The sequence below is a fragment of the Streptomyces sp. NBC_01142 genome, assembly GCF_026341125.1.
GTDB lineage: Bacteria > Actinomycetota > Actinomycetes > Streptomycetales > Streptomycetaceae > Streptomyces.
In genome coordinates this window covers 1,896,546-1,916,485 of sequence record NZ_JAPEOR010000001.1, presented here as the reverse complement: position 1 = coordinate 1,916,485, position 19,940 = coordinate 1,896,546, and the positions used below count along the sequence as shown (strand labels likewise).

Here is a 19,940-nt window from a genome sequence, read left to right as displayed (position 1 = left end):
GAGGAAACGACGCCCCTAGCGCGCCGTCTGCGTGTGCACGTACTCCACCAGACGCGTCAGCGCGTCCGGGTCCGTCGTGGGCAGCACCCCGTGACCCAGGTTGAAGACATGCCCCTCCAGGCCCGCCGCCGCGTCCAGCACCTCGCGGGTCTTCGTCTCCACCGCCTCCGTCGTGGAGAAGAGCACGGCCGGGTCGAGGTTGCCCTGGAGCGCCTTGCCCGGGCCGACCCGGCGTGCGGCCTCGTCCAGCGGCACGCGCCAGTCGACGCCGACGACGTCCGCGCCCGCCTCGCCCATCGGTCCGAGCAGTTCGCCGGTGCCGACGCCGAAGTGGATGCGCGGCACGCCGTACGAGGCCACCGCGTCGAACACCTTGGTGGAGGCCGGCATCACCGAGCGCCGGTAGTCGGCGGGGGCGAGCGCGCCCACCCAGGAGTCGAAGAGCTGGACGGCCGAGGCGCCCGCCTCGATCTGGACCTTGAGGAAGGCCGAGGTGATCTCCGCGAGCCGGTCGAGCAGATCGGCCCACAGCTGCGGGTCGCCGTACATCAGTGCCTTGGTGTGCTCGTGGTTGCGGGAGGGGCCGCCCTCCACGAGATAGCTCGCGAGAGTGAACGGCGCACCGGCGAACCCGATGAGCGGGGTGGCGCCGAGCTCCTCGGTGAGCATCCCGATCGCCTCGGTGACGTACCAGACATCCTCGGGTGTGAGGTCGCGCAGCCGCGCCAGATCGGCCCGTGTGCGGATCGGCTCGGCGACGACGGGACCGACGCCCGGCTTGATGTCGAGGTCGATACCGATGGCCTTCAGCGGTACGACGATGTCGCTGAAGTAGATCGCCGCGTCGACCTTGTGGCGGCGCACGGGCTGCAGCGTGATCTCGGTGACGAGCTCGGGCCGCATGCAGGAATCGAGCATCGGGATGCCCTCGCGCACCTTGAGGTACTCGGGCAGTGAGCGCCCCGCCTGACGCATGAACCAGACCGGCGTGTGCGACACCGGCTCACGCCTGCACGCCTTCAGAAAAGTGGAGTCGTACGTCTTTGTCTGCTGGCCCGAGGATGGGGCATCCCCAGCTCGGGCGGAGCCTCGAGCGAGGGGAAGGTCGTTGGCACTCACGCCCAGAATCTTCGCACGTACGCAAGAAGTGGCCGCCCCGGGCCGGGTGTCCCTCCCTGCGCGGAGCCCCCGTTCCGCCTACTCTTCCCCGCATGGCTGCGGCTCAGGGACATTTTTCCGATCATTCCAACAGCACTGACGACGCGGACAGTGCGGAGGAGAATGCCGTCCCGCGCGCGTTCCGGCAGGCGGTCGATGCGCTGCGGGCGGCGCGGCTGCGGCCCGAGATCGAAGTGGATCCGACCCGCCCTCCGCAGCGGCTCGCCCCGCATGCGTACGCGCTGGAGGCTGCGGTCGTCGACGGCGACGAGGACGACGATCTGGCGGACGGCCGGCTCGTCCTGCTGCACGATCCGGCCGGTCATGAAGCCTGGCAGGGAACCTTCCGGCTGGTGACGCTGGTGCGTGCCGAGCTGGAGCCGGAGATGGCGGCCGACCCGCTCCTCCCCGAGGTCTGCTGGTCGTGGCTGACGGGCGCGCTGGAGGCGCGCGGGCTGTCGTACGGAGAAGCGAGCGGCACGGTCACCCGCGCGGGGTCTCACTATTTCGGTGGACTCTCCGATCGCCGTCCGACGACGCAGATCGAGATCCGCGCATCCTGGACTCCGCGCGAATCCCCGGGCGGGGTTCCTGACGCGGCCGCACACCTTGCAGCCTGGTGCGATCTGCTGTGTCAGGTCGCCGGGCTGCCGCCCTCGCCGGCCGGCCCCGCGGACTCGGCGACCGGTGTGGTCTCGCTTCCGCAGCGGCGTGGTCCCCACCGGCCGTGAATCCGCACCGCGTTCGGCGCCGGGAGACTGCGCCGGGGGCACCGCTCCGGACGGTCCGCTCGTAGGATGATCGATCACGCGTCCGAATTGCCCCGATTATTACTCACCAAATCGTGATCATTCTCTAAAGGCTTGCGGGTTTGGTGCCGAAGAGGTCTGTGACCCTAACTGCACGGTTCGCCCCGGCTACATCCCCGAGCCGGCTCCGTCCCGCACCTTCCCAGGAGGCCTGGTGTCCGTTCTTCTTGAGCAGCCCGCAAGCCTGGTCGCCTACCGCCCGAACAAACCGACGGCCATGGTCGTCGTGGCCGACCCGCGCGTTCGCTCCACCGTCACCCGCCACCTGTGGGCCCTCGGAGTGCGTGACGTGATCGAGGCGTCGTCCATCGCGGAGGCCCGTCCCCGCGTCGGCAACCCGCGCGACATCTGCGTTGCCGACGTCCACCTGCCCGACGGTTCCGGGCTGACCCTGCTCTCCGAGACCCGAGCCGCGGGCTGGCCCAATGGCCTTGCCCTTTCCGCCGCCGACGACATCGGCGCCGTACGCAACGCCCTCGCGGGCGGCGTCAAGGGATATGTCGTCACCGGTACGCGTACGAACATCGGGCATCCGACCCGCCCCGGCGCCGCGCCCATCGGCGCCGCGGCCGGCCGGATGCACCGCCGTCCCCCGGGTGCCCCGAGCCACCCGGGCGGCTACCGCGAGCTCTCCGGCCGTGAGGTCGAGGTGCTCCGCCTGGTCGCGGAGGGCCAGTCCAACAAGGCGATCGGCGTCTCCATGGGCCTGTCCGCACTGACCGTGAAAAGCCACCTCGCCCGCATCGCACGCAAGCTCGGGACGGGGGACCGGGCCGGAATGGTGGCCGTGGCTCTGCGTACGGGCATCATCCACTGACCGCTCTGTATTTCATTCGCGCCCGTCGACGGAACGTTCCGTCGACGGGCGCTGTCCGTTCACGGATACCCTTGACACGTGACCGACGCCCAAGAGACCGCAGCAGAGACCGCACTGCGAACCACCGGGGGCGCTCCCCCGGACGACGTCGAACCGGCGCCGACTCCCTTGCTGGAGCCCCGTGAAGGCGTTCCGCCGGTGGTTGCCGACAACGACGCGCTCGCCGAAGTGATCGCCGCCTTCGCCGCGGGCACCGGCCCCGTGGCCGTCGACGCCGAGCGCGCGTCCGGCTACCGGTACGGCCAGCGGGCCTATCTGGTACAGCTGCGCCGCGAGGGCGCAGGCACCGCGCTGATCGACCCCGTCGGCTGCCCCGACCTCTCGGGGCTCGGTGACGTACTGTCCGGCACCGAGTGGATCCTGCATGCCGCGACGCAGGACCTCCCCTGCCTGCGCGAAATAGGCATGATCCCCACCCGGCTCTTCGACACCGAGCTGGCCGGGCGGCTGGCGGGCTTCCCGCGGGTCGGGCTCGGCGCGATGGTCGAGAGCGTTCTGGGATACGCACTGGAGAAGGGCCACTCCGCGGTCGACTGGTCCACCCGCCCGCTCCCCGATCCCTGGCTGCGCTACGCCGCGCTCGATGTGGAGCTGCTGGTCGACCTGCGCGACGCGCTGGAGAAGGAGCTCGACCGGCAGGGCAAGCTGGATTGGGCCCGCCAGGAGTTCGACGCGATCGCCTCGGCCCCGCCCGCGCCGCCGCGCAAGGACCCCTGGCGGCGTACGTCCGGGATGCACAAGGTGCGCCGTCGTCGGCAGATGGCGGTCGTACGGGAGCTGTGGACCGCCCGCGACAAGGTCGCCCAGCGGCGCGATGTGTCGCCGGGCAAGGTGCTGAGCGACGGCGCGATCGTCGAGGCGGCGCTCGCCGTGCCGGCGAACCTTCAGGCCCTGACCGCACTGCCCGGCTTCGGGCACCGGATGGGGCGGCGTCAGCTGGAGCAGTGGCAGGCGGCCGTCGAGCGCGCCAAGGCGCTGCCCGACGCCGAGCTCCCGCAGCCCGGCCAGCCGCTGAACGGCCCGCCGCCGCCCCGTTCCTGGGCGGACAAGGACCCCGTGGCCGCGGCCCGGCTCTCCGCTGCGCGCGCGGCGGTCTCCGCTCTCGCGGAGGAGCTCAGCCTGCCGCAGGAGAACCTGATCACTCCGGACACGGTCCGCCGGGTCTGCTGGGAGCCGCCGTTCGAGCCCTCGGAGGCCGCGGTGACCGAGGCGCTGGCCGGATACGGCGCGCGCGCCTGGCAGATCGAGCTGGTGGCCCCGCTGCTGACCGTTGCGCTGACGGCGACGGACTGACGCCTGCGGCGGGACCGTTCCCCGCCCCTTCCCCTCCCGAGCCGGGGCTCCGCCCCGGACCTTGCGCCTCAGTCGCCGGCGAGGCTGCCCCCAGCCGCCCGGCGACTGGGGGCACGGCACAGCCGGCGGGCCCGCTCGGCGACCGAGAAGGTGCGCCCTCCGTGTGACCTTCACCGCTCCCGCCGCTGGGGCTGGGCAGGCTGGTTACCCACAAGTAGCATGAGGGAGGAAGCGCGCGCTTAGGCGCGTGCCCGCAGCAGTGCCATCCCGCACCCTGGAGGAGAGCCATCGTGCCTCGTACCGTCAGGGATGTCGTCTTCGTCGACGGCGTCCGCACCCCGTTCGGCAAGGCGGGCCCGAAGGGCATCTACCACGAGACCCGGGCCGACGATCTCGTCGTGAAGGCGATCCGGGAGCTGCTGCGCCGCAACCCGGACCTCGACCCCGCGAAGATCGACGAGGTCGCGATCGCCGCGACCACGCAGATCGGTGACCAGGGCCTGACCCTCGGCCGCACCGCCGGTATCCTCGCGGGCCTCCCGCAGTCCGTGCCCGGCTACTCCATCGACCGCATGTGTGCCGGTGCGATGACCGCCGTGACCTCGACCGCCGGTTCGATCGCCTTCGGCGCGTACGACATCGTGGTCGCCGGTGGCGTGGAGCACATGGGCCGCCACCCGATGGGCGAGGGCGTGGACCCGAACCCGCGCTTCGTGTCCGAGAAGCTGGTCGACGAGTCCGCCCTGTTCATGGGCATGACCGCGGAGAACCTGCACGACCGCTACCCGCACATCACCAAGGCGCGTACCGACGCCTACGCGGTGAACTCGCAGGAGAAGGCCGCGAAGGCGTACGCCAACGGCAAGATCCAGCCCGACCTGGTGCCGGTCTCCGTGCGCCGCACCAACCCCGAGGCCGGCGAGACCGGCTGGGGCCTGGTCACCGCCGACGAGCCGATGCGCCCGGGGACCACCCTGGAGTCGCTGGCCGGTCTGAAGACCCCCTTCCGTGCGCACGGCCGCATCACCGCGGGCAACGCGGCCGGTCTCAACGACGGTGCCACCGCCTCGCTGCTCGCCTCCGAGGACGTGGCGCGCGAGCTCGGCCTGCCGGTCAAGATGCGTCTCGTCTCGTACGCGTACGTCGGTGTCGAGCCCGAGGTCATGGGCTACGGCCCGATCCCGTCGACCGACAAGGCGCTCGCCAAGGCGGGTCTGTCGATCGACGACATCGGCCTGTTCGAGATCAACGAGGCCTTCGCCGTCCAGGTGCTGGCCTTCCTCGACCACTACGGCATCGCCGACGACGACGCCCGCGTCAACCAGTACGGCGGCGCCATCGCGTACGGCCACCCGCTCGCCTCCTCCGGCGTCCGTCTCATGACGCAGCTGGCCCGGCAGTTCGAGGAGCAGCCGCACGTCCGCTACGGCCTGACCACCATGTGTGTCGGCTTCGGCATGGGCGCGACGGTCATCTGGGAGAACCCGCACTTCGACGGAGGCAACAAGTGAGCGGCACCACGGAACTCCTGAAGGGCGCGGCCGAGCTGTTCCCGGACGAGGTCGTCACCCAGGCGCACGTACGCCACCTCGACCTCCCGGCGGGCGCGGGCAAGTTCGCGCTCATCACCTTGGACAACGGCCTGGACCACACCAAGCCGACCACCTTCGGTCCCCAGTCGCTGGCGAACCTGAACGCCGCCGTCGACCAGGTCGAGAAGGAGGCGGCCGAGGGCACGATCGTCGGCATCGGCATCACCGGCAAGCCGTTCATCTTCGCGGTCGGCGCCGACCTCAAGGGCGTGGAGCTGCTGAAGCAGCACTCCGACGCGCTCGCGATCGGCAAGGGCGGCCACGACGTCTTCAAGCGGCTGTCCGGCCTCGCGGTCCCGACCTTCGCGTACTACAACGGCGCGGCGATGGGCGGCGGTGTCGAGGTCGGTCTGCACTGCTCGTACCGCACCGTCTCCAAGGCGATCCCCGCCTTCTCGCTGCCCGAGGTCTTCCTCGGTCTCGTCCCGGGCTGGGGCGGCTGCGCCATCCTCCCGAACCTGATCGGTGCGGACCGCGCGGTCTCGGTGATCATCGAGAACTCGCTCAACCAGAACAAGCAGCTGAAGGGCAAGCAGGTCTTCGAGCTCGGGATCGCCGACGCGATCTTCGAGGGCGCGGACTTCCTGGAGCAGTCGCTGATCTGGACCGCGGCCGTCCTCAAGGGCGAGATCGCCGTCGAGCGTGCCGAGATCGACCGCGGCGAGGCCTGGGACCAGGCCGTCGCGCGCGGCCGGTTCGTCGCCGACTCCAAGGTGCACGGCGCTGCCCCGGCCGCGTATCGCGCGCTGGACATCATCGCCGCCGCGAAGAGCGGGGACCTGCAGGCGGGCTTCGACGCCGAGGACACCGCGCTCGCGGACCTGATCATGGGCGGGGAGCTGCGCAGCGGCATCTACGCCTTCAACCTGGTCCAGAAGCGCGCCAAGCGCCCGGCCGGCGCCCCGGACAAGTCCCTGGCCCGCCCGGTCACCAAGGTCGGCGTCGTCGGCGCCGGTCTGATGGCCTCCCAGCTGGCGCTGCTCTTCCTGCGCCGCCTCGAGGTGCCGGTCGTGCTGACCGACATCGACCAGGAGCGCGTCGACAAGGGTGTGGGCTACGTCCACGCCGAGATCGAGAAGCTGCTCGGCAAGGGCCGTATCAACCAGGACAAGGCCAACCGTTACAAGGGCCTGGTCACCGGTGTGCTGGACAAGGCCGAGGGCTTCGCCGACGCCGACTTCATCATCGAGGCCGTCTTCGAGGAGATCGGCGTCAAGCAGCAGGTGTTCGCCGAGGTCGAGGCGGTCGCCCCGGCGCACGCGATCCTCGCCACCAACACCTCCTCGCTGTCGGTCACCGAGATGGCCTCGAAGCTGAAGCACCCCGAGCGGGTCGTGGGCTTCCACTTCTTCAACCCGGTCGCGATCCTCCCGCTGCTGGAGATCGTCCGCGGCGACAAGACCGACGACGCCTCGCTGGCCACCGCCTTCGGCGTGGCCAAGAAGCTGAAGAAGACCGCGGTGCTGTGCAAGGACGCCCCGGCGTTCGTCGTCAACCGCATCCTCACCCGCTTCATGGGCGAGATCCAGAACGTCATCGACGAGGGCACGCCGGTCGCCGTCGCCGAGAAGGCCGTCGAGCCCCTCGGTCTGCCGATGTCGCCGCTGGTCCTGCTGGAGCTGGTGGGCCCCGCGATCGGTCTGCATGTCTCCGAGACCCTCAACCGCGCCTTCCCGGACCGCTTCACGGTCTCCGGGAACCTGGCCGCGGTCGTCAAGGCGGGCAAGCGCGGCTTCTACGTCTACTCCGCGGAGAACAACTTCAAGCCGGAGCTGGACCCGGAGGTCGCCGCCCTCCTCAAGCAGGGCGATGTCGTCCTGACCGAGGAGCAGACCCGCGACCGTGTCCTGGACGCGGTGGCGCAGGAGATCGGTCTGATGCTCGAGGAGGGTGTCGTGGCCGAGGCCCAGGACATCGACCTCTGCCTGATCACGGGCGCCGGCTGGCCCTTCCACCTGGGCGGCATCACGCCGTACCTGGACCGTGAGGGTGTCTCCCAGCGTGTGAACGGCAAGCCGTTCCTGGCGCCGGGTGTGGCGAGCGTCCCGGCGTAACGCCGCAGCTCATCCGGGATTCCGCCCCGGCACCGCTCACCGCGGTGCCGGGGCGGACTACGTTCGCCGGTCCGGTCGGACGTGCCCTGTCAGATCTCGACGGGGCCGTACGTTCCCTCGCGAAACGTGAAGACGGTCAGTGCGGTGTCGTATTCGTCGCGAAAGTATCCGCCGTAGCCGGGCCGTGCGATGTGCGGGGCGAGCAGGCCCAGGATGCTGTCGAGGCAGAGCATGGAGTCGTCGACCCAGTAGTTGCGCGAGAAGAGTTCCCATGCGTGCTGTTGCCCGAAGGCAGTGGAACCCTGCACCGTGCGGCGCAGGGACACGATGTCTCCTCCGGGCAGCCTGCTGTTGTTCCGGTCCGGGGTGAGCAGTGGGTACAGATGCTCCTCCGGGTCGAGATCTCCGGGACGCTCGGCGTCCATGCCCAGGTGCCAGCGCAAGGCAGCGAGGACGGATTCCGGGGTGTCGTCGCGCAGGAAGCAGGAGAAGACGACTTCGTAGTGGTCGCTCATGGTGCGCATTGTGTACGGCGGCACTGACACTGCCGGGGCGTGATGTCGGCGTGGGCCGATGGTCGCCGGGGAGGGCCGGCGCTCAGAGCTCTTCGCGCACCCAGTCGCGCAGCCACGTCCGGAAGTCGGGGCCGAGGTCCTCGCGCTCACAGGCGAGCCGGACGATGGCCCGCAGATAGTCGCCGCGGTCCCCGGTGTCGTACCGCCGCCCGTCGAAGAGCACCCCGTGCACCGGACCGCCGGGCGCGTCGCTCTTCGCCAACTCCTGGAGCGCGTCGGTCAGTTGGATCTCGCCGCCACGCCCCGGAGCCGTACGGGCCAACACGTCGAACACCTGGGGTTCGAGGACATACCGGCCGATCACCGCATAGGAGCTGGGCGCCTCCCCCCGCGCGGGCTTCTCGACGAGGTCCGTGACGCGCACCACATCGTCCTCGGCCGTCGCCTCTACGGCCGCACAGCCGTAGAGATGGATCTGCTCCTCGGCCACCTCCATCAGCGCGACCACGCTGCCGCCCCGTTCCTGCTGCACCTCGATCATCCGGGCCAGCAGGGGATCGCGCGGATCTATCAGGTCGTCGCCGAGGAGTACGGCGAAGGGCTGGTCCCCCACGTGGGAGGCGGCGGAGAGCACCGCATGCCCCAGGCCGCGCGGGTCACCCTGCCGCACGTAGTGCACCGCCGCCAGGTCCGCCGACTCGCGCACCAGCGACAGGCGCTGGTCGTCACCCTTGCGGCTCAGGGCGTGTTCGAGTTCGTAGTTGCGGTCGAAGTGGTCTTCCAGCGCCCGCTTGTTGCGCCCGGTCACCAGCAGTACGTCCTCGAGACCGGCGGCGACCGCCTCCTCGACGACGTACTGGATGGCCGGCTTGTCCACGACGGGAAGCATTTCCTTGGGTGTTGCCTTCGTCGCAGGCAGAAACCTGGTCCCCAGACCGGCAGCGGGTATGACGGCCTTGACAATTCCGGGGCGCACTTCAGTCACGAGATTCCTGCTCCATACGATGACGGGCCGCCCGCCGGGAGACCGCGCCGTGCCGGGACAGGCGCAAGGACGTGGTGGGACCGTGGCGGGACGGTGGCGATACGGTGAACGCCAAGAATGTAGCGCCGACGGCGGCGAGTTGGAAATCTGCCTATAGTGCATGGTCAGCCACGTGATCACCGTAGAGGGGCGTTCCCGCGCTGGCGCCGCGCTGCCGTGCGAGGCTGAGCCCATGGACACACTCGTGGTCGTCGACGCCGCCAACGTCGTGGGTTCCGTACCCGATGGCTGGTGGCGCGACCGGCACGGGGCGGCCGAGCGGCTGCGGGACTCGCTCGTAGCCCTCGCGGAGGACGGGGTGGCGGGGCATCCCGGGCCGGTCGAGATCGTACATGTCGTGGAGGGTGCCGCCCGGGATGTGGACTCCGTTCCCGGCGTACGGGTCGTCTCCGCGCCCGGCAGCGGCGACGACCGCATCGTGGAGCTGGTGGCCGCCGAGGCGGCCGGCCGCACCTGCCTTGTCGTCACGGCCGACCGGGAGCTTCAGCGGCGGGTCGAGGCGCACGGCGCCCACTGCGCGGGTCCGCGCGCGGTACGTCAGCCGGGCGAACGCACGTAGAACACCGCACCGTCGACCTCTTCGGGCAGCGGCTCGTAGTGGCCGGCCAGCAGCCGGCGCAACGTGGGGATGCGCTCCGGGGCGAACGGCTTGCCGCGCGAGTCGTCGACGATCAGGGCCGGCCGGTGGGTGCGCATCTCGCCGCTGAAGACCGGCCAGGCCCCCTCCACTGCGTGCTTCTCGCCGACCTGCGGGCCGTTGCGGCCGCCGCTGTAGTTGGTGAGCAGCCCGGCGGTCAGATACCGGCTGGCGGGCGGGCGGTCGGCGAGCCAGTACGTCTCCGGGTGTATCCCCCACACAAGGACCCGCTCACCGGGCTCCGTACGCGCCTCGACCGCGGCGGCGACCCGTTCGGCGTGGGCCAGTTCCCCGCGCGGGGCCAGCATCCCCCAGGCGAGGAACAGCACGCAGCCGCAGGCCGAGGTGAGCAGCGCCGGCGCGAGCCGGGCCCGCGGCAGGGTCTGCAGCGCCGCGGTCGCCAACAGGGTCAGTGGCGGGATGAGCTGAAGGTAGTAGTGGCCGAAGAAATGGAAGCCCAGCATCACCGCGGCGGCCGATGCTGCCAGCCACAGCCACAGGTCGCTCGCGCCCGTCCTGGCGATCCGCAGCACCCTCACGATGGGCGGGAGCAGCCCGGCGCATGCGGCCATGAGCAGCGCGGTGTTCGCCAACGCCCGCAACAGGACGTGAAGTTCGGAGCCGGTGAAGGAGGCGTACGCTCCCGAGCCGGTCACTGTCCAGAAGACAAACCCCGACGGCGTGGTGAGCACGGCGACGCAGATCACCGGCAGCACGAGGCCGAGTACCGTGCGCAGCACGGCCGTTCGGGTCGGTGACGCCTGCCAGAGCAGCCACAGGACGGGCACCAGTACGGCTCCGCCGGTCTGTTTGGTGAGGAAGGCTCCGGCCACCGCCAGGCCCGCCGCACCCCACCGGCCCCGGTCCGCGCTCCTGATCGCCGCGGCCGTGAAGGGCAGCATGAAGACCTCGAAGGTGGCCGCCTGTGCGTCCTGAGGGTTGAGGCCGATGGAGACCAGCAGATACAGCACCCCGGCGGTGCGGCCCGCCCGGTCCCCCCAGCGGCGGCGGGCGACGCTCGCGAGCAGCGCGGCGGTGAGCACCTGGGCGAGTACCGCCAGCACCTTGACCGAGTGGAGCGATCCGTCGCCGAAGACAGCGAACGACGCCTCGTAGAGCCATGGGAGCAGGGGCGGCTTGCGGTCGACCACCGTGGAGTACAGCGCCCCGCCGTCCGCCAGCATCCGTGCCTGGACGGCGAGATAACCCTCGTCCGGGTTCCACAGCCGACGCCCGAAGGAGGGAAGGCGGGTGACAACGGCGAGCAGGGCGAGTGCCGGGAGCAGCCGCCGCCAGTAGTGGGGCGGAGGGACGGCGGCCTGGACGCTGCTGCGCTGCCTGGGCCACCGCGGTGCGGATACGTACCGCAGTGAGGATGGCGGCTCGACGGGCATGCCTGCCTTTCGGGTCCGGGGGCGCCCCCGGAAAAGCACGGTATGCGGCCCCGCAGTCCACACCGAAGCGGGACATACGGGGCCGGACACTACCGGGTCTAGTACTTGGCGTCGGGGCCCGAGCGGCCGAGGCGGCTGTGCCTGCGCCCGTACGCGAGGTACACCAGGACGCCGATCGCCATCCAGATGCCGAACCGCAGCCAGGTCTCGGCCGGCAGATTGAGCATCAGCCAGACCGACGCGGCCACCGAGAGGATGGGGACCAGCGGAACCCACGGGGTACGGAAGGCACGATGCAGCTCGGGCCGGGTGCGGCGCAGGACGATCACACCGAGGGCGACCACGACGAAAGCGAAGAGCGTGCCGATGTTCACCAGTGTCGCGAGCTCGTTGATGCTGGTGAAGCCCGCGATGATCGCGATGATCACGCCGAGCAGGATGGTCGGGCGGTACGGGGTGCCGAACCGCGGGTGTGTGATGGAGAAGAACCGCGGCAGCAGCCCGTCGCGGCTCATCGCGAAGAACACCCGGGTCTGACCGAGCAGCAGGATCATGCACACCGTGGTGAGACCGACCGCGGCGCCGAAGCTGATGACGCCCGCGTAGAAGGGGTGCCCCACGGATTTGAAGGCGTCGGCGAGCGGGGCGCTCACCGACATCTCGGAGTAGTGCTGCATTCCGGTGACCACGAGCGACACGGCGACGTAGAGCACGGTGCAGATGAGGAGCGAGCCGAGGATTCCGCGCGGCATGTCCCGCTGGGGGAGCTTGGTCTCCTCTGCGGCGGTGGCCACGACATCGAATCCGATGAAGGCGAAGAAGACGACGGAGGCGGCGGTGAAGATGCCCATGACACCGAAGTCGGTGGGCTCGTAGCCGAAGATCAACTGGACCAGGGGGGCGTCCAGGCCCGCGCCGCCCTCCTGCTTCTGCGCCTCGGGGATGAAGGGCGAGTAGTTGTCGGCCTTGATGAAGAAGAGGCCCGCGATGATCACGATCATGACCACGGTCAGCTTGATGGCGACCACGACCGCCGTGACCCGGGCGGAGAGCTTCATGCCGAGCACGAGGATGACGGTCAGCACCAGCACCAGGGCGAAGGCCAGGATGTCGAAGCCGAATCCTTCCGCCACATCGGGCCCGGAGAGCGCCTCGGGCATGGTCCAGTGCACGTTGTCCATCAGTGAGCGGACGTAGCCCGACCAGCCGACCGCCACCACGGCCGTGCCCAGGGCGAACTCCAGGACCAGGTCCCAGCCGATGATCCAGGCGACCAGTTCACCGAGCGAGGCGTACGAGAACGTGTACGCGGAGCCGGCCACCGGGACCGTGGAGGCGAATTCCGCGTAGCAGAGCGCGGCGAGGGCGCAGACGACGCCCGCGGCCACGAACGCGAGGGCCGTGGCGGGGCCTGCCGTCTCCTTGGCCACCTTGCCCGTGAGGACGAAGATGCCGGTGCCGATGATGACCCCGACCCCGAAGACCGTCAGGTCCAGCGCGGAGAGGGATTTCTTGAGCGCATGCTCCGGCTCTTCGGTATCACGGATCGACTGTTCGACCGTCTTGGTCCGGAACAGTCCTTGTCCGCCTGGGGGTGTGTCCTGCTGCGTACTCACCGGCGTACCTCCACGCACTTGTCGTGAACGCCATGATTGGGACATCAGCGGCCGAAGAGGGCTCCGTACGGGTGGATTTCACGCGAATGGGCCGGTCGGACCACCCATACAGGGTGACCGACCGGCCCATCGACGACAACCTGGCGCCGCGGATCAGTCGCGGGCCGGCTCCACCGCCTCGCTCTCGAACCGGCCGTCCAGCCGCGAGACGAGACCCGTGACCTGGCGTGCGATATCGGGCGCGGTCAGGCCGATCTCCGCCATGACCTCCTTGCGGGAGGCGTGGTCGAGGAAGCGCGGCGGGATACCGAAGTCACGCAGCGGTACGTCGACTCCCGCGTCGCGCAGCGCCTGGGCGACGGCGGAGCCGACGCCACCTGCCCTGCTGTTGTCCTCGACGGTGACGACGACGCGGTGCTGATCGGCGAGCGGCGCGAGGGCCTCGTCGACCGGCTTGACCCAGCGCGGGTCGACGACGGTGGTCGTGATGCCCTGCGCGTCCAGCAGATCGGCGATCTCCAGGCACATCGGGGCGAGCGCGCCGATGGAGACGAGCAGCACATCGGGCCGGTCCGAGTCGGCGGTGCGCAGCACGTCCATGCCGCCGATCCTGCCCACGGCCTTCACGGCCGGGCCGACCGCGCCCTTGGAGAAACGGACCACGGTGGGTGCGTCCTCGACCTGGACGGCCTCGCGCAGCTGGGCGCGGACCTGGTCGGCGTCGCGCGGGGCCGCGATCCGCAGGCTCGGCACGCACTGCAGGATCGACATGTCCCACATGCCGTTGTGCGAGGCGCCGTCGGTGCCGGTGACGCCGGCCCGGTCGAGGACGAAGGTGACACCGCACTGGTGCAGGGCCACGTCCATCAGGACCTGGTCGAAGGCGCGGTTGAGGAAGGTGGCGTACACGGCGAAGACGGGGTGCAGTCCGCCGGTGGCCAGGCCCGCCGCGGAGACGGCGCCGTGCTGCTCGGCGATGCCGACGTCGTAGACCCGGTCGGGGAAGGCCTTGGCGAACTTGTCGAGACCGACCGGCTGGAGCATCGCGGCGGTGATCGCGACGATGTCCTTGCGCTCCCTGCCGAGCTTGACCATCTCCTCGCCGAAGACCGAGGTCCAGTCGACGCCGGAGCTGGCGATCGGCAGACCGGTGTCCGGGTGGATCTTGCCGACGGCGTGGAAGCGGTCCGCCTCGTCCTGGAGGGCGGGCTGGTAGCCGCGGCCCTTCTCGGTGAGGCAGTGGACGATCACGGGCCCGCCGAAGCGCTTGGCACGCGCGAGAGCGGACTCCAGGGCCTCGATGTCGTGGCCGTCGATGGGGCCGACGTACTTCAGGCCGAGGTCCTCGAACATGCCCTGCGGGGCGATGAAGTCCTTGAGGCCCTTCTTGGCGCCGTGCAGGGTCTCGTACAGCGGCTTCCCGACGACGGGGGTGCGCTCGAGGATGTCCTTGCCGCGGGCCAGGAAACGCTCGTAGCCATCGGTCGTACGCAGCGTGGCGAGGTGGTTGGCGAGCCCGCCGATCGTCGGGGCGTAGGAACGCTCGTTGTCGTTGACGACGATCACCAGCGGGCGGTCCTTGGCGGCCGCGATGTTGTTCAGCGCCTCCCAGGCCATACCGCCGGTGAGCGCTCCGTCGCCGATGACCGCGACGACGTGGTCGTCCTTCTTCAGGACCTCGTTGGCCTTGGCAAGGCCGTCGGCCCAGCCGAGCACGGTCGATGCGTGGGAGTTCTCGATGACGTCGTGCTCGGACTCGGCACGGGCGGGGTAGCCGGAGAGGCCGCCCTTCATCTTGAGCCTGGAGAAGTCCTGACGGCCGGTGAGCAGCTTGTGCACATAGCTCTGGTGGCCGGTGTCGAAGAGGACCTTGTCCTTCGGGGAGTCGAACACCCGGTGCAGGGCGATGGTCAGCTCGACCACGCCGAGATTGGGGCCGAGGTGTCCGCCGGTCTTGGAGACCGCGTCCACGAGGAACGTCCGGATCTCTGCGGCCAGCTGATCCAGCTGCTCCGGGCCGAGCCGGTCCAGATCGCGCGGTCCCCTGATGCGGGTCAGCAGCGCCACCCGTGCCTCCTTGCGTTTGAGCTGGTCGAGCATGCCGATTCCGCCGAGTCTAATGTTCCGACTTCGACGCCGGTCGCCGGGCGGTGCGATCTACATCACGCATTCGAGTGAACACGCAGAGATGCCCGGCGCCGCTGAGCGGTGCCGGGCACTCCTGCTGAGCTGCGGTCAGGCGCGGCCCGCCGTCTTCTGGGTCTTCCGGGTAACGGAGTCGATCACCACGGTCGCCAGCAGCACGCCACCGGTGATCATGTACTGGATCGGGGTGGCGATGCCTTCCAGCGCCAGCCCGTACTGGATCGAGACGATCACCATGACACCGAGCAGCGCGTTCCAGGTCCGGCCGCGTCCGCCGAACAGGCTGGTGCCGCCGATGACGGCCGCCGCGATGACGTTCATCAGCAGGTCACCGGCGCCGGCGCTCTGGTTGGCCGCCGCGATCTTGGACGCCCAGAACAGACCGCCGACGGCGGCGAAGGTGCCCGCGATCGCGAAGACCGAGACCCGGACCGCCGTGACGTTGATGCCCGCGCGGCGGGAGGCCTCGACGCTGCCGCCGAGCGCGAAGATCTTGCGGCCGTACGTGGTGCGCCGGAGGACGAAGTCCGTCACCACCAGCACCACCAGGAACAGGACCAGCGCCAGCGGCAGGCCCTTGTACTGGTTGAACATGATCGCTGCGGCGAAGGCCACCACGGCGAGCAGAACCGTACGCACCACGATGTCGACGAGCGGACGGGACGGGATGCCCGCGGCCTCGCGGCGGCGGCTGTCCAGGAACGACGAGAGGAAGAACCCGGCCACCGCGACCGCGGCCAGTCCGTAGGCGGCCGCCACGTCCGTGAAGTAGTACGTGGTCAGCTTGCCGACCACACCTTCGCTGTCCAGGTTGATGGTGCCCTGGTCGCCGAGGAGCTGGAGCATGAAGCCCAGCCAGAAGAGCAGGCCGGCCAGCGTGACGGCGAACGCGGGTGCGCCGATCCGGGCGAAGAAGAAGCCGTGGAGCGCGCCGATGACCGCGCCGCTCGCGATCGCGACGATCACCGCGAGCCACTCGTTCATGCCGTGGGTGACGGTCAGTACGGCGGTGATCGCACCGGCGACTCCACTGACCGAACCGACCGACAGGTCGATCTCACCGAGCAGCAGCACGAAGATGATGCCGACGGCCATCATGCCGGTGGCGACCATCGTCACGGCGATGTTGCTGAGGTTCTGCGCGGAGAGGAAGTTCGAGTTCAGGCTCTGGAAGACCACGGCGATGATGATCAGGCCGATCACCACGGGCATGGAGCCCAGGTCGCCGGAGTGCAGCTTGCGCTTGAACTCCGAGATGTAGCCGGCGAAGCCCTGCTCACGGACGAGCAGCCGGGGGTCGACCGCGGTGACCGCGTCGTGGGCGGCCTCCGGGTTCACGACGGGCGCGTCGGCGTGTGGGGAGGTCTTTTCCGTGTTCACTTCTGAACCTCCGTGGTGCGCGCCGCGCGCCGGGTCACGGCATTGTCCGTGGCGCCGGTGATGGCGGAGATGATCTCTTCCTGCGAGGTGGACTTGACGTCGAAGACGCCGTTGTTCCGGCCGAGCCGGAGCACCGCCACCTTGTCCGCGACAGCCTTCACATCGGCCATGTTGTGGCTGATGAGGATCACCGCGTGACCGCGCTCGCGGAGCCGCTCGACGAGGTCGAGGACCTGGGCGGTCTGCTCGACGCCGAGGGCCGCGGTGGGCTCGTCGAGGATGACGAGCTTCGGCTCGCCGAGCATGGAGCGGGCGATGGCCACGGTCTGGCGCTGACCGCCGGAGAGCGAGGCGATCGGGATGCGCACGCTGGGAATCCGGATCGACAGCGTGTCGAGCAGCTCGCGGGCGCGGCGCTCCATCTCGACCTCGTTGAGGATGCCGCGCTTGCGGAGCTCCCGGCCGAGGTAGAGGTTGCCGACAACGTCGATGTTGTCGCACAGCGCGAGGTCCTGGTAGACCGTCGCGATGCCCAGGTTCTGGGCGTCGTGCGGCCTGTTGATCGATACGGACTTGCCTTCCCACTCGATGCGGCCTTCATCGATGGGATGCACGCCGGCAATCGTCTTGACCAGCGTGGACTTTCCGGCGCCGTTGTCGCCTACGAGAGCGACCACCTCGCCGCCGTGGACCTCAAGCTCTACGTCGGTGAGCGCCTGGACGGCACCGAATCGCTTGGAGACCCCGCGCAACGCCAGCACGGGCGTAGCGGACACGTGAACCATCTCCTTCGCCGCCTGACCGGCGGAGATGCCGCGCCGGGGGGTTGGCGCGGCGGTTGAGCAGAAGCGAACAGTGGGAAGAAGCGTTTCTGTTCCGGTACCCCGCCCCGATAGCGGGGCGGGAAGGTGGGGCGGGGTACCGGACAGGCTTCAGGGAGAGCGCAGATCCCCGAGGAGTCCCCTGAGGGAGCCCCCGAGGGGGCGGGCCTACTTCAGGCCGAGCGCGTCACAGGCGGCCTTGTACTTCGGGGTGCATATCTCGGCAACCGTGTAGACGCCGTCCTTGATGACCGTGTCCTTGATGTTGTCCTTGGTCAGCGAGACGACCGGGACCAGCACCGAGGGGATCTTCTTGGTGGTCGGGCTGTCGACGTCCGACTGGGCGACGGAGCCGAGGCTCTCGCCCTTGGCGAGCAGGACGGCCATCTCGGCGGCGGCGGCGGCCTCCGGCGCGTACGGCTTGTACACGCTCATGAACTGCTCACCCGCGACGATCCGCTGCACACCGGCGAGCTCGGCGTCCTGGCCGGTGACCGGCGGGAGCTTGCTGAAGCCGCCGGCCTTCAGGGCGGTGATGATGCCGCCCGCCATGCCGTCGTTGGCGGAGTAGACGCCGGTGATCTTGTCCTTGCCGAGGGCCGAGATCGCGGCCTCCATGTTGGCGTTGGCGTTCTCCGGCTTCCACTCCTTGGTGTCGTACTCCTTGCCGATGTCCACCTTGCCCTTGAGCTCGGCGAGCGCGCCCTTCTTGAAGAGAGCGGCGTTCGGGTCGGTGACGGCACCGTTCATCATGACGATCTGGCCGTCCTTGGCCTTGTCGCCGAGCGCCCCGAGGAGGGCCTTGCCCTGGACGTGGCCGACCTCTTCGTTGTCGAACGAGGTGTAGGCGTCGATGGGGCCCTCGGCAAGGCGGTCGAAGGCGACGACCGGGATCTTGGACTCCTTGGCCTTCTTCACCCCGCCGGCGATGGCCTTGGAGTCGACGGCGTCCACGATCAGGACATCGACCTTGTTGGTGATCATGGTGTCCACCTGCTGCGTCTGCAGGGTGGCGTCCTGCTTGGCGTTGGCGTAGACGACCTTGCCCTTGCCGTTCGTGAGCTCCTTGACCTTCTTCTCGATCAGGGGCTTGTCGAACTTCTCGTAGCGAGCGGTCTGGTTCTCGGGAAGGAGCAGGCCGACGACGATGTCGTCGCCCTTCTTGGCGCCGGACTCGGTGGCGTTGTCGCCCGACTCCTTGGCGCTGCCACAGGCGGCGAGCGAAACGGCCATCGCAGTGGCGGCAGTAGCAACAGCGGCACGACGCAGATGTGCGTTCATCTGAAGAAACCTCCCTGACGAGGCCGCGTCGTTGCGGCCGAGGTGGCTGGAAGTCAACTCGGCCCCGGAGTCAGCGTCAAGGAGTAAATCCTTAACGAGATGACAACGGTGCCATTCGTTATCTAAGTGAAGGCAGGTGCACCGGCGGGCAACGCGCTGCCCAGAAGGGTTGAATCGCCCATTTCGCTGAGCACAAGAGCCAGTGCGCCCAGCACTTCGGCCCGGCCGCCGAGCGCTCCCGGGGCCACCGAGAGCTGCCTCGCGGCACTGGGGATCGCGTACCTGGAGACGGACTCACGGATCGGCCCCAGTACTAGTTCCCCAGCCTCCGCCAGGTCGCCACCGAGCACCACCCGGCTGGGGTTGAGCAGGTTGCAGAGGTTGGCGACACCACTGCCGATATGGCGGCCGACGTCCGCGATGACGCGACGGCAGCCGGGGTCGCCCTCGCGGGCCAGCTGCACCACGCGCTCCATGGTCAGATCGAAGCCGTGGCTGGACTGGAGCAGGGGCAGCACATAACGGGCGGCGGCGAAGGTCTCCAGGCAGCCGCGGTTGCCACAACGGCAGACCGGGCCCGACTCGTCCAGGGTGATGTGGCCGATCTCGCCGGCCGTGCCGCCGGGGCCTCGGTAGATCTGGCCGTCGATCACCAGACCGGCGCCGACACCGCTCGCGACCTTGATGTACGCAAGATCCTTGGCCCCGCGCCCGCTGCCCCAGACCATCTCGCCCAGCGCGCCGAGGTTGGCGTCGTTGTCGACGTACACGGGCACTCCGAGCCGCCCGGAGAGCTCCTCGCTCGGGTTGATCCCGGTCCACCCCGGCAGGATCGACGTGGAGCCGAGGGTGCCCGACTCCACGTCGATCGGGCCGGGTACGCCCAGGCCGACGCCGATCACCTTGTCCGGGCCGATCCCGGTCGCCTCGATCAGCCGGTTGACCAGCTGTTCCGCCCGCCCGAAGCCCTGCGCGGACGAGGCGTCGACGTCGAGCGGCTCGGACTCCTCGGCGAGCACCTGGTGGGCGAGGTTGCCGACGGCGACCCGCAGATGGGTGTGCCCGAAATCGACGCCGATGACGATGCCCGCGTCCCCGCTGAGCGAGACGCTGCGGGCCCGGCGGCCGCCGGCCGAGGTGGGTGTGACCTCGACGGTGCCGCCGTCCTTCAGTTCACGAACGATATTGGAGACGGTGGCCGCGGAGAGGCCGGTGCCCCTCGCGATCTCCGCCTGCGTGAGCGAGCCCGCCATGCGCACCGCACGCACGACGCGCTCGAGATTGGCCCGGTGCAGAGACGTCTGCGAACCCGGAGTCTCCATC

16 protein-coding genes are annotated in these 19,940 nt (G+C 69.6%); 6 read left to right on the top strand and 10 right to left on the bottom strand.

The window, feature by feature from the left end; genetic code table 11:
• Positions 1 to 15: 15 nt before the first annotated feature.
• Positions 16 to 1,023 (bottom strand): uroporphyrinogen decarboxylase, encoded by a 1,008-nt coding sequence (gene hemE, locus OG883_RS08785; RefSeq protein WP_266541360.1) that lies wholly within the window; start codon positions 1,021 to 1,023, stop codon positions 16 to 18.
• A gap of 188 nt (positions 1,024 to 1,211) precedes the next feature.
• Between hemE and OG883_RS08780 the strand changes: the two genes are divergently transcribed.
• From OG883_RS08780 to OG883_RS08760, 5 genes are all read left to right on the top strand, one after another.
• Positions 1,212 to 1,889, top strand: a complete 678-nt coding sequence (locus tag OG883_RS08780; protein ID WP_266537281.1) for a DUF3000 domain-containing protein — start codon at positions 1,212 to 1,214, stop codon at positions 1,887 to 1,889.
• 232 nt (positions 1,890 to 2,121) lie between these two features.
• Positions 2,122 to 2,784: a response regulator transcription factor gene (locus tag OG883_RS08775; protein WP_108153209.1), complete on the top strand. Its 663-nt coding sequence runs from the start codon at positions 2,122 to 2,124 to the stop codon at positions 2,782 to 2,784.
• Between the two features lie 78 nt (positions 2,785 to 2,862).
• A complete protein-coding gene (locus tag OG883_RS08770) occupies positions 2,863 to 4,137 on the top strand; it encodes a ribonuclease D (RefSeq protein WP_266537278.1) in 1,275 nt (424 codons plus the stop codon).
• 290 nt (positions 4,138 to 4,427) lie between these two features.
• Positions 4,428 to 5,648 carry an acetyl-CoA C-acyltransferase gene (locus OG883_RS08765; RefSeq protein ID WP_266537275.1) on the top strand — a complete coding sequence of 407 codons (1,221 nt, stop codon included), beginning with the start codon at positions 4,428 to 4,430 and terminating at the stop codon, positions 5,646 to 5,648.
• Entirely contained in the window at positions 5,645 to 7,783 is a 2,139-nt protein-coding gene (locus tag OG883_RS08760) for a 3-hydroxyacyl-CoA dehydrogenase NAD-binding domain-containing protein (RefSeq protein ID WP_266537272.1), read from the top strand. Before OG883_RS08765 ends, OG883_RS08760 begins: the two co-directional genes overlap by 4 nt.
• Positions 7,784 to 7,872: 89 nt before the next feature.
• Here OG883_RS08760 and OG883_RS08755 read toward each other — a convergent pair whose 3' ends face one another.
• Both OG883_RS08755 and galU read right to left on the bottom strand, forming a co-directional pair.
• Complete coding sequence (locus OG883_RS08755) at positions 7,873 to 8,298, bottom strand: hypothetical protein (RefSeq protein ID WP_266537269.1); 426 nt, start codon at positions 8,296 to 8,298, stop codon at positions 7,873 to 7,875.
• An 82-nt stretch (positions 8,299 to 8,380) separates the two neighbouring features.
• Positions 8,381 to 9,283: a UTP--glucose-1-phosphate uridylyltransferase GalU gene (gene galU / locus OG883_RS08750; protein WP_266537266.1), complete on the bottom strand. Its 903-nt coding sequence runs from the start codon at positions 9,281 to 9,283 to the stop codon at positions 8,381 to 8,383.
• Positions 9,284 to 9,515: 232 nt separating this feature from the next.
• Between galU and OG883_RS08745 the strand changes: the two genes are divergently transcribed.
• Positions 9,516 to 9,902 carry an NYN domain-containing protein gene (locus OG883_RS08745; RefSeq protein ID WP_266537262.1) on the top strand — a complete coding sequence of 129 codons (387 nt, stop codon included), beginning with the start codon at positions 9,516 to 9,518 and terminating at the stop codon, positions 9,900 to 9,902.
• On the opposite strand, the gene OG883_RS08740 is transcribed toward OG883_RS08745, so the two are convergent.
• From OG883_RS08740 to OG883_RS08710, 7 genes are all read right to left on the bottom strand, one after another.
• Positions 9,881 to 11,374 (bottom strand): glycosyltransferase family 39 protein, encoded by a 1,494-nt coding sequence (locus OG883_RS08740; protein ID WP_266537260.1) that lies wholly within the window; start codon positions 11,372 to 11,374, stop codon positions 9,881 to 9,883. The two genes, OG883_RS08745 and OG883_RS08740, sit on opposite strands and share 22 nt — an antisense overlap.
• 98 nt (positions 11,375 to 11,472) lie before the next feature.
• Entirely contained in the window at positions 11,473 to 12,990 is a 1,518-nt protein-coding gene (locus OG883_RS08735; RefSeq protein ID WP_266537257.1) for an amino acid permease, read from the bottom strand.
• 153 nt (positions 12,991 to 13,143) lie between these two features.
• The gene (dxs, locus tag OG883_RS08730) at positions 13,144 to 15,057 is read right to left on the bottom strand and encodes a 1-deoxy-D-xylulose-5-phosphate synthase (protein ID WP_266541358.1); all 1,914 of its coding nucleotides are present in this window, start codon (positions 15,055 to 15,057) and stop codon (positions 13,144 to 13,146) included.
• A 168-nt stretch (positions 15,058 to 15,225) separates the two neighbouring features.
• Positions 15,226 to 16,515, bottom strand: a complete 1,290-nt coding sequence (locus OG883_RS08725) for a sugar ABC transporter permease (RefSeq protein ID WP_266537254.1) — start codon at positions 16,513 to 16,515, stop codon at positions 15,226 to 15,228.
• Positions 16,512 to 17,300, bottom strand: a complete 789-nt coding sequence (locus tag OG883_RS08720) for an ATP-binding cassette domain-containing protein (protein WP_266537251.1) — start codon at positions 17,298 to 17,300, stop codon at positions 16,512 to 16,514. Before OG883_RS08720 ends, OG883_RS08725 begins: the two co-directional genes overlap by 4 nt.
• Positions 17,301 to 17,504: 204 nt before the next feature.
• Complete coding sequence (locus OG883_RS08715) at positions 17,505 to 18,617, bottom strand: substrate-binding domain-containing protein (protein ID WP_266537248.1); 1,113 nt, start codon at positions 18,615 to 18,617, stop codon at positions 17,505 to 17,507.
• A 122-nt stretch (positions 18,618 to 18,739) separates the two neighbouring features.
• A complete protein-coding gene (locus tag OG883_RS08710; protein ID WP_266537246.1) occupies positions 18,740 to 19,939 on the bottom strand; it encodes an ROK family transcriptional regulator in 1,200 nt (399 codons plus the stop codon).
• Position 19,940: the final 1 nt, after the last annotated feature.

Coding starts and splice junctions, on each gene's coding strand:
- OG883_RS08780 (WP_266537281.1), top strand. CDS start 1,212: ATGGCTGCGGCTCAGGGACATTTTTCCGATCATTCCAACAGCACTGAC.
- OG883_RS08755 (WP_266537269.1), bottom strand. CDS start 8,298: ATGAGCGACCACTACGAAGTCGTCTTCTCCTGCTTCCTGCGCGACGAC.
- OG883_RS08745 (WP_266537262.1), top strand. CDS start 9,516: ATGGACACACTCGTGGTCGTCGACGCCGCCAACGTCGTGGGTTCCGTA.
- OG883_RS08740 (WP_266537260.1), bottom strand. CDS start 11,374: ATGCCCGTCGAGCCGCCATCCTCACTGCGGTACGTATCCGCACCGCGG.
- OG883_RS08720 (WP_266537251.1), bottom strand. CDS start 17,300: ATGGTTCACGTGTCCGCTACGCCCGTGCTGGCGTTGCGCGGGGTCTCC.
- OG883_RS08715 (WP_266537248.1), bottom strand. CDS start 18,617: ATGAACGCACATCTGCGTCGTGCCGCTGTTGCTACTGCCGCCACTGCG.
- OG883_RS08710 (WP_266537246.1), bottom strand. CDS start 19,939: ATGGAGACTCCGGGTTCGCAGACGTCTCTGCACCGGGCCAATCTCGAG.